At 41.7% G+C, this 15,563-nt stretch carries 9 protein-coding genes; 5 read left to right on the top strand and 4 right to left on the bottom strand.

What is annotated here, in order from left to right; all coding sequences use genetic code 11:
• Nucleotides 1-96: 96 nt before the first annotated feature.
• The 4 genes from CLV81_RS10730 to CLV81_RS10715 all read right to left on the bottom strand — a co-directional run bounded on the left by CLV81_RS10730 (nucleotide 97) and on the right by CLV81_RS10715 (nucleotide 7,893).
• Complete coding sequence (locus CLV81_RS10730; protein ID WP_106145133.1) at nucleotides 97-1,887, bottom strand: PKD domain-containing protein; 1,791 nt, start codon at nucleotides 1,885-1,887, stop codon at nucleotides 97-99.
• A 52-nt stretch (nucleotides 1,888-1,939) separates the two neighbouring features.
• Nucleotides 1,940-3,403 carry a RagB/SusD family nutrient uptake outer membrane protein gene (locus tag CLV81_RS10725; RefSeq protein WP_106145132.1) on the bottom strand — a complete coding sequence of 488 codons (1,464 nt, stop codon included), beginning with the start codon at nucleotides 3,401-3,403 and terminating at the stop codon, nucleotides 1,940-1,942.
• A gap of 10 nt (nucleotides 3,404-3,413) precedes the next feature.
• Nucleotides 3,414-6,614, bottom strand: a complete 3,201-nt coding sequence (locus CLV81_RS10720) for a SusC/RagA family TonB-linked outer membrane protein (protein WP_106145131.1) — start codon at nucleotides 6,612-6,614, stop codon at nucleotides 3,414-3,416.
• Between the two features lie 226 nt (nucleotides 6,615-6,840).
• Nucleotides 6,841-7,893, bottom strand: a complete 1,053-nt coding sequence (locus CLV81_RS10715) for a GntR family transcriptional regulator (protein WP_106145130.1) — start codon at nucleotides 7,891-7,893, stop codon at nucleotides 6,841-6,843.
• A gap of 171 nt (nucleotides 7,894-8,064) precedes the next feature.
• On the opposite strand from CLV81_RS10715, the gene CLV81_RS10710 reads away from it, so the two are divergent.
• From CLV81_RS10710 to CLV81_RS10690, 5 genes are all read left to right on the top strand, one after another.
• Entirely contained in the window at nucleotides 8,065-10,164 is a 2,100-nt protein-coding gene (locus tag CLV81_RS10710; protein WP_106145129.1) for a bifunctional aldolase/short-chain dehydrogenase, read from the top strand.
• A gap of 84 nt (nucleotides 10,165-10,248) precedes the next feature.
• On the top strand, nucleotides 10,249-11,529 hold the full coding sequence (locus tag CLV81_RS10705; RefSeq protein WP_106147469.1) for a sugar isomerase: 1,281 nt from the start codon (nucleotides 10,249-10,251) through the stop codon (nucleotides 11,527-11,529).
• Between the two features lie 12 nt (nucleotides 11,530-11,541).
• A complete protein-coding gene (locus tag CLV81_RS10700) occupies nucleotides 11,542-12,942 on the top strand; it encodes an FGGY-family carbohydrate kinase (RefSeq protein ID WP_106145128.1) in 1,401 nt (466 codons plus the stop codon).
• Nucleotides 12,939-14,090, top strand: coding sequence for an alpha-hydroxy acid oxidase (locus tag CLV81_RS10695; RefSeq protein ID WP_106145127.1), 1,152 nt, complete (start codon nucleotides 12,939-12,941; stop codon nucleotides 14,088-14,090). The genes CLV81_RS10700 and CLV81_RS10695 overlap by 4 nt, the downstream gene beginning before the upstream one ends.
• Before the next feature lie 36 nt (nucleotides 14,091-14,126).
• Nucleotides 14,127-15,536, top strand: a complete 1,410-nt coding sequence (locus CLV81_RS10690) for a purine-cytosine permease family protein (RefSeq protein WP_106145126.1) — start codon at nucleotides 14,127-14,129, stop codon at nucleotides 15,534-15,536.
• The last annotated feature ends 27 nt before the right edge of the window (nucleotides 15,537-15,563 follow it).

Raw genomic sequence — 15,563 nt, 5'->3', positions numbered from 1 at the left:
TACTACTATTCTGGAGTCTGTTGAAATCCAAATTTCTGTACTTGATCATAGGTAACTCTTATAAAGTGCTTTTGTTCATATGTACTTCTATATTTTCTAATAGTTTTCAGGTGTAACATCTGCAAAGCGAAAACCTAAGTAGATGTCATCAATCTTAGCAGTTGTGGCACCTCCACTAAATTTAAATCCGATGCCCTGCCAACCACCATTGAGTTCAGGAGCAGCAAAGGATACTGCTTCTGTTCCGTTTGCAGGTTCGTTGCCCGGAGTAGGATTGACAAACACTCTAACTAGATCAGGGTCGGCGGTTCCATTGGTTTCAATCTTGGCAACCAGCCATAGTGGACCATCTTCTACTGACACGTCTGTTGCGTCTATGTTATTGAAGGGTCCGAAGGTCATTATACCAAGAGGAGCCCCTGGGGATATGGTTTTACCGATGCCTAAAAATTGACCATTTGGTCCACTACCGACAAAGTCTTCTGTATCATTATCGACTAGCATAACTATCAATTCACCGGTGTCATCGGTTGCACCAGCAAACTCTGCTTGAAAAGCAAACCAGTACGTACGCCCATCATCCAGATATGTTTCCGACAATCCCCTCTTGTATCGCGTTGCGCCAACGCTTGCATCCAGCAATAAGGAATTACCTGTTGTTTCTACTGCGAGTGTGCTATTCTCAATTCCTCCTGCCACTACATTTACGTCGCCCCCTGATAATCTAGCCCATGGGCCTGACCATCCATCCTCAGCAACACCTTGTCCTTCAACGGTAGCATCAACAGTATAACTATCAAAGATTTCAAAAGCTACAGGTGGAAGGTCCAGATAATTTATGGGGGTAACATCCTGATACGAATTGCCTACATAAATGTCATCAATTTTTACTGAAGAGGCGTTTCCGCCGCTGTACTTAAAGCCAACTCCCTGCCATCCACCACTGAGTTCAGGAGCAGCAAAGGATACAGCCTCGGTACCATCCGCAGGTTCGGTCCCAGGGGTAGGATTTACAAACAATCGGACAAGGTCGGGATCAGCGGTTCCATTTGTCTCAATCTTAGCCACCAGCCATAGCGCACCATCCGCCATGACATCGGCCGCCTCTACATTATTAAAGGGTCCAAAAGTCATTATGCCTAAGGTACTCGGGGTAATGGTTTTACCAATACCCAAAAATTGGCCATCTCCACCACCTGCTCCGAAACTTTCACTATCGTTATCGACCAGCATCACCTGTACTTCACCACCATCTAAATCTGTATTGCTAAACTCTGCTTGAAAAGCGAACCAATAAGTATTACCATTATCTAAATAGGGTGTTGAGAAATTACGTTTGTAACGTGTATTGGCGCCGCTTGCGTCCAATAAGAGAGCATTTCCGGAAGACTCAACTGCAAGTGAATTATTTAAAATTCCGTCAGGTACCACACTTACATCATCTCCGGTCAATCTTGTCCATGCACCTGCCCACCCATCGGCGGCGATACCCTGTCCTTCTACAGTAGCATTGGCTGTGAAACTATCGAATGTTTCAAAAACTACCGGTGGTAGTGGCTCTTCAGGTTCAACAACTGTAACTGTCCTTTCAAATTGGTCCTCTCCAGAACTATTGCCACTTGTCAAAACAACAGTGTACGTGCCTCCCTCTCCATAGGTGTGGGTGGGGTTTTCTTCGGCAGATGTTTGCCCATCACCAAAATCCCAACTGTAACTTTCAGGATTATCCACCGATTCGTTTCTAAATGTGACAGTTAAATCGGTCACATTGAACGTAAACAAGGTGTATGGCTCACTTACGCTTGGGTCATCTTCATCACACCCAATCAAAATAACGATTGTTAGGATTGAAAGAAGAATCAGCACAGAATTAAGTTTGGTCTTCATTTTATAATGTTTTGTATCGAGTTATTAAGTATAGTTTGGTAAAAACCGTTCACTACCAGCCTTCATTTTGCCTAAAACCAAATTCCTCTACTTGGCCTAATGGAATTCCTAATAAAGTTCTGATATTCGTATAAGCTTGAGGTGGATCTGTTGCTCTTTGCGCACGCTGTTCAACCCCATGAGCAGTCATGACTTCAACCGCTTTACCTGTTCGCAACAGGTCAAACCATCTATGGTTTTCAAAAGCGAGTTCCCTGCGCCGCTCATCTGCAATGGTCTGTTCTAAATCTGCCTGTTCCTCTGGACTTAGACTGGCATCTGTAAGAGCCCTGGCACGTACTTGTTCTAGCAAGACTACAGGATCTCCACCTCCTATTTCGTTATATACCTCGGCCAATAATAAGAGAACATCCGCATAACGGAACATTGGAAAATTGACATCTTGGGTATTGTTGCCTTGAGCTTCAAATCCAAAATTGTATTTGCTCATCCATGGCTCTATGGTCATTCCATCGTCATAGAAGGATATGTTGTGTAAAAAACGAGCATCGTCTGGGTCGTAGAGATTTATCAAATCTTGGGTGGGTTGATTTTGTCCTGCTCGTGAACCGGCTGGACCATTTTCTCCCAAGATATCGTTACCGCTATTAAAGGGTACAAAACGGGAAACAAAGTTGGACCCCTGTCCTAGTGCAAAAGAATACTGAATTTCAAAGATGGACTCGCTATTGTTTTTGTTTGCTGGATCAAAAACGCTTGGATAGGTGGCCTGTAAAGAGTATCCGAGGTCTTGTATCTGTTCCAATAAAGGTCTAGCTTCAGCAAATTCTTGTAGGACCATATGCATTTTTGCTTTTAACATCAATGCTGCTCCCCTGTTGGCTCTTCCGGTTTCTGTGGCACCCGGGGCAGGAAGAAGGTCGATTGCAGTCTGTGCATCACCCAAAATATTGGCATACACCTCTGCTACTGGTATTCTCTCCAAAAACTCATCGGAAAGAATTTCGTCGGGAGAATCTCCAGCTGAGGTTACAAAGGGAACATCTCCAAAAAGCTGTACTAAATTAAAATAGAACCAACTTCTAAGAAACAATACTTCGCCACGTCTAATGTCCCTGTTTTCTTCATTAATGAATTCAACGTTATCGATATTTTCCAATACAAAGTTAGCTCTGGAAATGCCCGAATATGCCGTGTTCCAATAGGAAGACAAATTCCCATTCGCAGACAGCATCAAGAAAAGATCTACGTCTTCGTTCCCTTGTCCCCCGCGGTCTCCAGGATTGAATTGAAAAGAAGAATTATCCGACCTGTTTTCCCCAAAACGCCAATGGGCTCCATCATTTAATCCCCTATTCGTGTTATAAATGCCCGCCACTGCTTCGTCTATCTGAGCCTCGGTCTGAAAAAAGGCCTGCGGGGTCTGAAAGGTTTCTGGGCTTTCCTCCAAAAATTCGTCACAACTGACAGCTACCAAAGCGACTGTAATCATGTATAGTGATAATCTGATTTTCATGCTGATATTTTTAAAAAGTTACATCGAGTCCCAACGTGAATACCCTTGCTATCGGAAAGGCACCATAGTTAACATTACGTACCAAGGCAGTATCTCCAGACCTATTGATTTCTGGATTGCCATTTTCGTATTCCGTAAAAAGAAATGGATTTTGTATGCTGGTGTAAACACGTGCATTCCTAAAGAAATTACCGGAATCTTCACCGTTTATATTATATCCTAAAGTAATATTACGAACCCATAGGTAATCACCATCTTCTACATAAAATGTATTGGGTTGACGAAACCTCTGACGGCTTCTGGCACTAGCTGTTCCAGGAATACCACCCAAAGCTGGGTCTTGCCCTGGCCGCCATCTTTCCAATTGTCTGGTGTCTACATTAAACACCCCGTCTTGGTTGCCGTTAAACTGCGTAAAACCATTGAATATTTGTTGACCTACTGTCCCAACAAAAATCATACTTAGGTCTAGGTTTTTATATCTGAAGGTATGGACCATTCCATAATTAAAATCTGGGTTTGGGTTCCCGATAATCATGAAATCTTCAGCGTCACCCAAAATACCGTCGCCATTACCATCTTCATATTTCAAGGAACCTACCTGTTGTGAATTATCATCATATTTAGGCACATCGGGGTTATCCAAATCCTCTTGGGTAAATAACCCGGTAACTTTGAACCCACGGTATAATCCCACTTCCTCACCAACAGCGGTTTCAGTAAATTGACGAGCGATCACACCACGCCTAATAAATCCTGCGTCTGCGGACAGCTCCAATACCTCACTTCGATTACGGGTAAAATTAAGGTTGGCGTCCCATTGAAATTCCTTACCGCCAAAAACGTTTTTCAATTGTAACTCAATTTCTATACCTCTATTTTGGATACTTCCCAAATTTGTCAATATAGAGCCAAAGCCAGAGGTGGTTGGTAATGGTAAATCTTCTAAAAAGCCTTCCGTTTCAATATTATAATAATCTATGCCCAAAAAGATTTTGTTGTTCAAAAAGCCTAAATCGACCCCAAAATTGGTTTCTTCGGCTTCTTCCCAAGTCAATAAGGAGTTTGGGAGACTGGTCACTGCACTTCCTGGAGCGTTATTTCCTCCAAAAACATAATCAGGCCTAGGTGTATTGGGGTTGGATGGATTGATTCGACCTTGTGCCTGAAAATTTCCAATATTGGCATTGCTACCACTAATACCATACCCACCTTCTATTTTAAATTCTGAAATAGTGTTTTTAATATTCTTCCAAAAGGGTTCGTTTGAAATACGCCAGGCAGCTGCTACTGAAGGAAAATTACCAAAACGTGTATCAGCACCAAAACGTGAAGAACCGTCACGGCGTATTGTACCAGTAACATAATATTTATCCTTATAAGCATAATCCAATCGGCCTATAAAGGAAACCAGTTTATTTTCACTAGCTTCTCCTCTTCCTGTGAAATTATTAATGTTCTCGGGATTAACATTGTCAGAATTGGGAATCCGAATGGATTGGTCAATAATATCTACGGCACGGATAATGGTATTATCCGAACGTCTTACCTCTAAATTAGCCCCAATCAAGGCGTCAATACGGTGATCTTCGGCAATGGTGGTAGAGTATCTCAAGGTATTTTCCCAAATCCAATTAAAATTGGTCAATTCGTCGATGCCTGCCCTTGCTTGCCTAGTTCCCAATAAATTGGGTGTCAAATTGCTACCCGGAAAATCCGAAGGTTCAAAGAAGGTGTTTCTACGATCGATATACTGTATTGATCCGAAGGTTTTAGCCGTGAGCCCTTTTATTATATCCAACTCTAAAAACCCTCCTGCCAAAAGTTGGTTGGTACGGCGGTTATCTTCTCTTGCAGTCAAGAGGTATACTGGGTTTACATTAAAAAAAGGCAGCACATCTCCCCGGGCGATATTGGTCAACTCGCCATTCTCATCAAGTACAGGAGCGGAGGGGTCCAGCCATCTGGATAAAGGTACTGCATTAAAAATTTGGAAGTTCACACTACCTGCATCTGTGCGCCCCCCCGTGGCAATGGTCTGGGTAGGTGCTAGGTTAAGGCCTACCCGAATATTGTCGGTCACGTCTATATCAATATTAGCTCTGATGCTATATCGTTTAAAATTAGTATTGATTAACGTACCATCTTGGTTGGTATAATTGGTGGAAATATTGTAGCGAACATTTTCGGTACCCCCGTTTACGCCAACATTGTATTCGGAAATCAGTGCACTTCTTGTAATCTCATCAAACCAATTGGTACCTTCCCCCAAATCGCCCAATGCAATCAATCGGTCTAATTCTGCTTCCTCACCTGCCCCCAAAGAACCTGTGGCGAAACGCTGGTCCTCAAAGATTTCTATTCTATAACGCCGCAACTCTTCAGCATTCAATATATTGGGTTGCTCAAATTCAGGGATGCTTTGAAAACCTGTGGATACTCCAAATGTAATAGTCGGTTTTCCTATTTTTCCACGCTTTGTAGTTATCACCACTACCCCATTGGAAGCACGAGAACCATAGATAGCCTTTGCCGAAGCATCTTTTAAAACACTTATGGACTCAATACTGTTCGGGTCAATGGAACTCAATACAAAGTTATCCCGTTGGCTGTTGACATTGCCCAAAGGAATTCCATCAACTACATATAAAGGAGCGTTGTTATCCCCAGTAGAGGCGACACCCCGAATCAAGATTTCAGGTCCCCCACCGGGTGCTCCGTTTTGTCGAAGTTGGACCCCAGAAACCTGACCAGAAAGGGCTTGTTCAAAAGTAGTTATGGGTTGATCTTCAATGGTTGCAGCCTGCACCGTAGAAACGGCACCCGTCAAGTCTTCTCGATTTCTGGTACCATAACCAATTACAACTACTTCATCGAGTTGGGCAGTATCTTCTGTTAAAACGATGTCTATTGTGTTTCTTCCATCAATGACCACCTCCCGTGCGACATAACCTATGTAAGAGTACACAAGAGTAGAACCCTCCGGTACACTAATAGTATATCGACCATCAAAATCTGTCTGTGTCCCATTTGTAGTACCCTTTTCGATAACTGTGGCACCAGGTAAGGGCCCGCCGGTTTCAGCTGTAATGGTGCCCGTTATGGTCCTATTTTGACCAATAGCCGAAAAACTATTTAGGACAAGTGCCAAAAGCACTAAAAGGAAGGAAAGATATTTAGAAGTAGCTTTCCCGATTAGATTTTTTTTCATCCGTTAGTTTTGTTTAGTTGTTTGAATTTTCTTAAAAAAACCCTGAAATATGTCTCAAAAATTTTCATGTAATCAAAAACTTACATGAATTAATGCATATTTATCAATACTTAACAATAATATTACACGATGAAAAACTATCCATCCTGTACTGTACTGTGGGGTATTTTGCCAAAATACTGAGGCGGTAAATGAAGAAATTATCTAAACCCTAAAAGGAAAAGTATCAAACCGAATGTCGGTCGATAAGATTAAAGTCGTTCTTTTTGGTAATCTTTTTGTTCTCCAAAATCATATCTGCTGCGACGGTGCCCATTTTTGAAAAATCAGTACTGATTACGGTTATTCCCAAAAGCTCTTTCAGAGGGGTATCATTATAAGAAATTATGCCAATATCCTCTCCAAATTTGTAATGACGATCCCTTAATTGTTTAACCAGATTAACTAAGTCGGATTCTTCAATTATAATAAAAAGATCATGAAGTTGAAGTTCCATACTATCATAAATCTCATCAAGAATTTCGTAGTCCATGGAATGCTCTGAACAGAATTTAATGAAACCGGAAACAATACCCTTGGGGTAGGGATAAATGGATTTGGAAGGGTAGACCAGAATTATTTTTTGATACTTTTTTACCTTATCAAGTCCTGACGATAGAGAAATATAGATATCCTCGGAGAAGTCTTGATAGATTCGTCCCACTTTCATCGACAGGCTCAAAATATTGCGGTCCATAATGATGAGTTTGTCTTCTGGGATTTGTCGTATTACATCGAGAATCTCATCCGTACACCCCATATGCTTTAGATTCTCGTTCTTAAAGTGAGGCATGATTACAAACTGATCGTACTCTTTTATTCTTTTCGATAGAATGTCCTTGAAAACTGAGGGCTCACAATGATAGATAAAGAGATCTACCTGCGCCTTTGTCCCCAATGCCTGTACGAAAGAGTTAAAGATCCTCATTTTGTAAGTACTTAGCTTGTTGATGAGGAACAGCACCTTAATCTTTGAGGAAAAATCCGCCCTAGCGACATAAAAACCTTTTCCCTTCACAGATTCAATGATGTTTTGCTTTCTTAAAATTCCATAAGCCTTCTCCACGGTATCCCTTGAAAGCAAACATTCTTCGCTCACCTCATTGATGGAAGGTATTTTTTCACCTTTTTGTAAATAACCTCTTCCGATTGCCTCCATTATGGAATCAACTATCTGTTTATACTTGGGAATTCTAGAATTTACGTCTACCTTAATATGTTCGATGCTTTCAGCCGCCATTTTGTTCCAATCACTAAATAAATCCTGTAGTTATTTGAATCTTAAATGTATTAATTAAAAAATAGATTCATAAGTTTTGCCTATCTTGACGAGACAGTATAGTACAGGATGCCAGAACACATCTGTTATTCTATTTTCGTCTTGAAAGTGGTATAAAAACACTTCAAAAATATGCAAACAAGAACTTTTGATCATGTTGATTATTTGTGGGAGGACGAAAAAGCTGATGCCCTGGGTGATGACCAGTTGGCATTGTTCCTATACCGTTCAAATATTTTAGGCGCCGACCTACGAATCACTAATTATGGTGGTGGCAATACAAGCTGTAAAACCATAGAAAAAGACCCGTTGACCAACCAAGAAGTAGAGGTAATGTGGGTAAAGGGTTCAGGAGGTGATATAGGCACACTGACCCCACAAGGGATTGCTGGATTATATACTGAACGTCTCAGAGACTTAAAGGGTGTGTATCGAGGACTTGAACATGAAGACGAAATGGTAGCCCTTTTCAATCACTGTCTTTTTGACTTAAATAGTAAAGCGCCTTCTATAGATACGCCTCTACACGGATTGCTACCGTTCAAACATATTGATCATTTACATCCTGATGCGCTTATTGCTATTGCAGCCACAAAAGACAGCAAAAAAATTACTCATGAAATCTGGGGCGACACCATGGGATGGGTCGCTTGGCAACGGCCAGGTTTTGATTTAGGGCTTCAACTTGAAAAATGTTTAAACGAAAATCCTGGGATTCGCGGTATTGTGTTGGAAAGCCACGGTTTGTTTACTTGGGGCAATACATCATACGAGTGCTATATGAATAGTCTTGAAGTCATTGAAATGGCTTCGGAATACATTAAAAAACACATCGAAAAGGAAGGTCAAGTCTTTGGTGGAAAAAAAATAGAAAGTCTACCATCTGAAGAGCGAAAGGAAAAAGCTGCAACCTTAGCACCCCTTTTGCGCGGTCTTTGTTCTAGCGAAGAACCGATGATTGGTCACTTTACTGATGATGAAAGAGTATTGGAGTTTATTAATAGTAATGATTTAGAAAAACTGGCTCCCCTAGGCACATCATGCCCTGATCACTTTTTACGTACTAAAATTCAACCATTGGTGCTCTCCCTTGAGAAATCTGATGACCTTAGCCAAACAGATGAGGTCTTAAAAAGGCTTAAACCTCAGTTTGAAACCTATCGAGCAGCCTATAAGGAGTACTATGAAACTTGCAAGCATGACAACAGTCCTGCCATGCGCGACCCGAATCCAGTGGTCATCATTTATCCAGGTGTAGGCATGTTCACTTTTGCCAAGAACAAACAAACCGCGAGGGTTGCCAGTGAATTTTATATAAACGCCATTAATGTAATGCGTGGGGCCGAAGCAATTTCTACCTACATAGCCTTACCAAGACAAGAAGCGTTTGACATCGAATATTGGTTACTTGAAGAGGCAAAACTACAACGTATGCCTGAAGAACGCCCTCTTTCTAGAAAGGTAGCGGTCATCACTGGCGCTGCTGGGGGAATTGGCAAAGCTATTGCCGATAAATTAATCGCTGAAGGCGCAAATGTTGTAATTACCGATGTCAATGAAGATAACTTAATGGGCATTAGTGGTTCTTATAATAAAGATATCGCCAGTACTACGATTTGCGATGTCACAGACCCTTTCTCAATAGAAAATACCTATAAGAAAGCCTGCCTTGATTTTGGCGGTGTTGATATTGTTGTGCACTCCGCTGGGTTAGCCATTTCAAAATCGTTGGAAGAGACCACTTTAGAAGATTGGAATCTCTTGCAGAATGTTTTGGTGAAAGGACAGTTTATGATGATACAAAAAGGAGTCGCTATTATGAAAAAGCAAAATCTTGGTGGCAACATTGTGAATATTGCCAGTAAGAATGGACTTATGGCAGGTCCCAACAACGTTGGATATGGTACTGCCAAAGCAGCACAACAGCACATGACACGCTTGTTGGCAGCCGAATTGGGATATCAAAAAATTCGTGTAAACACTGTGAACCCAGATGGGGTCATTGTGGGAAGCAGAATTTGGGAAGGCGATTGGGCCGAGGGCAGAGCAAAAGCCTATGGTATCTCGGTAGAAGAGCTTCCAAAACATTATGCGAAACGCAACCTATTAAACGAAATTATACTGCCTGAAGATATTGCCAATGCTGTTTTCACATTGGTCGCTATTTTGGATAAGAGTACAGGCAATACGATTAATGTCGATGGAGGTATGGCCAACGCTTTTGTGCGATAAATCTTTTAACCAAATAGACTATCGGATGTCATAAATTTGATAACATCCTTCGATAAGAAAACGAATCAAGACAGCTTAATTACCATGAAACTGAGTGTCGAAAAAATCATAGAACAAAATCAAAAATGGTTAGAGACCCATGAAGCTGCCTATAATTTTCTAGCAGAAAAACTTGAAAAGAACGGAACCGATGTTGAGCATATCTTAAAAAAGCTGAAAGATTTGCAAGTGGCTATTCCTAGTTGGGCTCTGGGAGCAGGAGGAACGCGGTTCGGAAGATTTTCCTACAAAGGAGAACCGGCCACTTTGGAAGGTAAAATAAGTGACGTAGGCTTGCTTCATTCATTGACCCAATCGGCTGGAGCAATTTCCCTTCACATTCCTTGGGATATCCCGGAAGATGCCAATGCTATTAAAGAATTCGCTGCTTCTTTGGGTATTGAATTTGACGCTGTCAATTCCAATACATTTCAAGATCAACCAAGAATGAAAAAAAGTTACCGGTTCGGTTCGCTGTGTAACTCAGACCCCTCTGTTCGAGAACTTGCCATCCAACACAACCTTGATGTCATTAATATTGGTGAAAAACTAGGTTCCAAAAGCCTAACGGTATGGTTAGCTGACGGAAGTAATTTTCCCGGGCAACACAATTTTCAGGAAGCCTTGCAAAACACTCGGGATAGCTTGCAACACATTTATAAGTCCATAAGAGATGATTGGAAGCTCTTTATTGAATACAAACCGTATGAGCCCAACTTTTACAGTACAGTTATCCAAGACTGGGGCACCTCTTTAATGCTAGCAGAAGCTTGTGGTGACAGAGCATATACATTGGTCGATCTTGGACACCATTTACCCAATACCAATATTGAACAAATTGTGGCCACGCTAATGATGAAAGGAAAACTGGGAGGTTTTCATTTCAACGACAGTAAATATGGAGATGATGACCTTACCGTAGGATCTATAAAACCGTATGCCTTGTTCTTGATTTGGAATGAATTGGTCTATGGCATGGAACACAACAAAAATAATCCATCACCGGCTTGGATGATTGATGCCAGCCACAACATCAAAGATCCGTTGGAAGACTTACTACAATCTCTTGAAGCCATTCAGATAGCGCATGCGCAAGCCTTGCTTGTAGATCAAAATGCTTTGCGAGAAGCCCAAAAACAACAGGACGTAGTCTTATGCCAAGAAATCCTACAAGATGCATATCGTACAGATGTAAGACCGCTTTTGAGAGAGGCACGATTGCAAAGCAATGCCGCTATAGAACCCATAGCCACCTACAGAGCTTTGGATGTTCGCAACCAGATTATCAAAGAGAGGGGATTGCATTCTGTGGCTTCTGGACTTTAAGGATTATTTTGTATGGCAAGGAAAGAAGTGACAGCTGTATTTGATATTGGAAAGACCAATAAAAAATTCTTTCTTTTTGATAGGAACTATAAGGAAGTTCACAAAGAGTATATACGGCTTGATGAAATTGAAGATGAAGACGGTTTTCCTACGGAAGACCTTTCCGCTCTACAAATGTGGTTAACGCAATGCTTTGACCGAATCTTAGGCGCGAAAGATTTCAATATTACTGGCATCAATTTCTCCACTTATGGCGCCAGTTTGGTGCATCTCGATAAACATGGTAAGATACTAACACCTTTATACAATTATTTAAAGCCCATTCCACCAGATATCTTGGAGGAATTCTATACTAGACATGGAAATGAAGATGTCATTGCTGCTGAAACAGCTTCACCACAATCGGGCATGCTCAACTCAGGGCTACAATTGTTTTGGTTAAAGCGAACAAAGCCGGAAATTTTTCAAAAAATTCGTTACTCACTGCACTTCCCACAATATTTGTCTTACCTATTTACGGGAATACCTGTAAGTGACTACACCAGCATTGGTTGCCACACCAATCTCTGGAACTACAATAAGCAAGATTATCACCGATGGGTATATGCGGAAGGTCTGGAAAGCATACTTCCGCCTGTTGTTTCCACAAAGACCAGTATAAACTTCCACTATAAAGGGAAACCATTAAAAATTGGAGTTGGAATTCACGATAGCTCTGCTGCTCTACTCCCCTACCTTTTGGGTGAACACAAACCATTTTTATTGCTCTCTACCGGTACTTGGTCGGTGGCCATGAATCCTTTTACTGAAGATTCACTGACGACTGAGGATATCAAGTATAACTGCTTGAACTACATGCGAATTGATGGGAATCCTATACGAGCATCGCGCTTTTTTATGGGAAATGAGTACAAACTACAGGTGAAAAAATTGACTAAGCATTTTAACAAAACCGAAGGGTATCATCGAGGGATGAAGTTTGATTTCAATATCTATCAAAAATTACAAGCAAGTACTCGCCCATGTATTAAGTTTGAAGGTATTCAATTAGAGCATGAAAGGGCCGAAAAAACCAATTTGAGCATATTCGACAATTTCGAAGAAGGGTATCATCAGTTAATGTTCGAGTTGTTACAATTGCAGTATCAAACCATAGAACGTGTCATAGGCAATACACCCATTAAGAAAATCTACATAGATGGTGGTTTTACCGATAATGACATTTTTGTGAAATTGATTGCGAATCATTTTACCCAATACAAAGTGCGAACCACACAGTCGCCATTGGGTTCCGCCTTGGGCGCTGCCATGGTAATGGGAAATGAAAAATTGGACAAAGGTTTTTTCAAAGAGCACTACCGTATGAAGAAGTTGATGCCCTTACAAATTCTAGCGAATAACAAACAAACATGACCTGGAACTACAACAAAAACTATCCTTCTATCGAAGACCTCCGACAAAAGGCAAAGAAACGTATTCCCAGATTTGCTTTTGAGTATTTGGATGGCGGTTGCAATGAGGATGTCAATCTCCATCAAAACACCGCACAACTGCGTAAGATAACCCTAAGGCCCAATTATCTGACGAAGCATACACATTCTAACATGAAGACCCGTCTTTTTGGCGTGGAGTACGATGCCCCTTTCGGTATTGCTCCGGTAGGTTTACAAGGATTGATGTGGCCAAATTCACCAGAAATATTGGCAAAGGCAGCCATAAAACATAATATCCCTTTTATACTCAGTACAGTAACCACCAGTAGTATTGAACGCATTGGTGAGCTTACCGAAGGAAAAGCTTGGTTCCAACTGTATCGGCCTGCCAAAGACGAATTACGGGATAATATCCTAAAACGTGCTGAAGCATCAGGCTACCCAGTTTTGGTCTTGCTTTGTGATGTGCCCACATTTGGTTACCGCCCACGAGATATTCGCAATGGCCTGGCCATGCCACCAAGTATGTCGGTAAGGAATATCCTTCAGATTCTTGGAAGACCGGCTTGGGCTATGGAAACCTTGCGAATTGGACAACCCAACTTTGAGACTTTGAAACCTTACATGCCCAAAAATCTGGATTTAAAACAATTGGGACAATTTATGGACCAAACGTTCAATGGAAGATTGAACGAAGAACGCATCAAACCCATTCGTGATATATGGAAAGGCAAAATCGTTTTAAAAGGTGTGGCCAACGAGGAGGATGCTAAAAAGGCAATTGATTTGGGATTGGATGGCATTATTGTCTCTAACCATGGTGGTCGACAATTGGATGCGGGCGAGGCTTCTATTCATCCTTTGACAAGAATTGCAGCCAAATATGGCGAAAAAATCACGGTAATGATGGATAGTGGTATTCGCTCTGGACCCGATATTGCCAGAACGCTAGCCAGTGGTGCCAAGTTCACTTTTATGGGGCGTTCATTTATGTATGGCGTCGCTGCTTTAGGTAAGCGGGGTGGCGACCATACCATTTCTATTTTAAAGACCCAGTTACAGCAGGTGATGGAGCAACTTTGTTGTGAAGAAGTCAAAGATTTTCCTAAACACTTGATACACCCATAAGCTTGCCCATTCTAACTTTTTTAGAGGAACAAAACTATGAGTCAATTCAATATTGAAGAAGAAATTGAAGAAAAAGCTGGGGGTGAATTTGAACGAACTCCGGTACCGAAGAAGCATTGGAAAAGCTGGAAAAGCTTTTTGGGCATGTATGCTGGCGAACATGCCGCTGGTACTGAGTTTATGATAGGCCCACTCTTTCTAACGGCGGGCGTCAGTGCCTTTGACTTAATCGTCGGACTCCTTATTGGTAATTTTTTGGCCGTATTGAGTTGGCGTTTTTTGACTGCAGAGATTGCCGTTAAATATCGATATACCCTATACTATCACCTCGAAAAAATATGTGGTAAAAAATTGGTCGTCGGCTACAATCTTGCCAATGGCGTCTTGTTCTGTTTTTTGGCTGGCGCTATGATTACGGTATCTGCCACGGCCATAGGTGTTCCTTTAGAGATTGAGATGCCCAAACTCACAGACACCATGCCGAATAGCCTCACTTGGATTATCGTAGTAATTCTTGTGGGCGCCGTGATTTCGATTATTGCCGGAAGAGGCTATGACACGGTATCCAAAGCCGCCAACTGGATGTCCCCTGTTATTGTGATAGCTTTCATAGCATGTGGCATTGTGGCGTTGGGACAGTTAGAAGTCAAAAGCTTTGCTGATTTTTGGAATATTTGGGGTGAAGGGAGTGAACCCTTTCCAGGGCAAGTAAAATACACCTTCTGGCACGTAGTTTTATGGTCATGGCTTTGTAATGCGGCCATGCACATAGGCATGAGTGATCTTTCTGTTTTCCGTTTCGCCAAGAAACCTAGCTCTGGTTGGACAACTGCTGCCGGTATGTATGTGGGCCACTACATGGCTTGGATTGCAGCCGCACTCTTATATGCCGTGTACCTAAAATCACCTGAAGCACGAACCTTCCTAGCAAACAATGAGGCACCACCGGTAGCTCCCGGACCATTAGCATATAATGCTATTGGTTTCTTTGGAATCATTGCTGTAGTGTTGGCCGGCTGGACCACTGCCAATCCTACTATCTATCGGGCAGGTTTGGCTTTCCAGGCCATCATTCCTAAGCTTTCTACGTTTTGGGTCACCATAGTTGCGGGTAGTGTAGCAACCGTGGCAGGAATTTTTCCAGCTTTTGCCATGAAATTATTGGGCTTTGTTGCACTGTATGGATTTATATTGGCCCCCTTTGGCGCAATAATTGTTTTTGAGCATTTTTTTGGTAAGAAATTTGGTATACAACCCTTCTACGCGGAAAGGACCAAAGCCCCATTCAATATTTCCGTATTGTTGGCATGGAGCGTCAGTTTTGGCATCTTTTACGCTATCTCGTTGTATTTTGATGTCTTCTTATCATTTGTAACGTTACCCGCTTGGATTTGTTGTGGCCTGCTTTACTTAATCTTGAGCAGAACGCTTCAAAAACGTCAATAATATATCACCACACAGGAGAGTACAGGA

This window comes from Flagellimonas meridianipacifica (assembly GCF_003001695.1).
GTDB classification, from domain to species: Bacteria; Bacteroidota; Bacteroidia; order Flavobacteriales; family Flavobacteriaceae; genus Flagellimonas; species Flagellimonas meridianipacifica.
Note: the sequence above shows the minus strand (reverse complement) of the source record. Positions and strands in the feature narration are given on the sequence as shown.

Excerpts from the sequence above, each read along its gene's own strand:
- CLV81_RS10730 (WP_106145133.1), bottom strand. The coding sequence starts at position 1,887 with ATGAAGACCAAACTTAATTCTGTGCTGATTCTTCTTTCAATCCTAACA.
- CLV81_RS10700 (WP_106145128.1), top strand. The coding sequence starts at position 11,542 with ATGGCAAGGAAAGAAGTGACAGCTGTATTTGATATTGGAAAGACCAAT.
- CLV81_RS10720 (WP_106145131.1), bottom strand. The coding sequence starts at position 6,614 with ATGAAAAAAAATCTAATCGGGAAAGCTACTTCTAAATATCTTTCCTTC.
- CLV81_RS10725 (WP_106145132.1), bottom strand. The coding sequence starts at position 3,403 with ATGAAAATCAGATTATCACTATACATGATTACAGTCGCTTTGGTAGCT.
- CLV81_RS10705 (WP_106147469.1), top strand. The coding sequence starts at position 10,249 with ATGAAACTGAGTGTCGAAAAAATCATAGAACAAAATCAAAAATGGTTA.
- CLV81_RS10715 (WP_106145130.1), bottom strand. The coding sequence starts at position 7,893 with ATGGCGGCTGAAAGCATCGAACATATTAAGGTAGACGTAAATTCTAGA.
- CLV81_RS10710 (WP_106145129.1), top strand. The coding sequence starts at position 8,065 with ATGCAAACAAGAACTTTTGATCATGTTGATTATTTGTGGGAGGACGAA.
- CLV81_RS10690 (WP_106145126.1), top strand. The coding sequence starts at position 14,127 with ATGAGTCAATTCAATATTGAAGAAGAAATTGAAGAAAAAGCTGGGGGT.
- CLV81_RS10695 (WP_106145127.1), top strand. The coding sequence starts at position 12,939 with ATGACCTGGAACTACAACAAAAACTATCCTTCTATCGAAGACCTCCGA.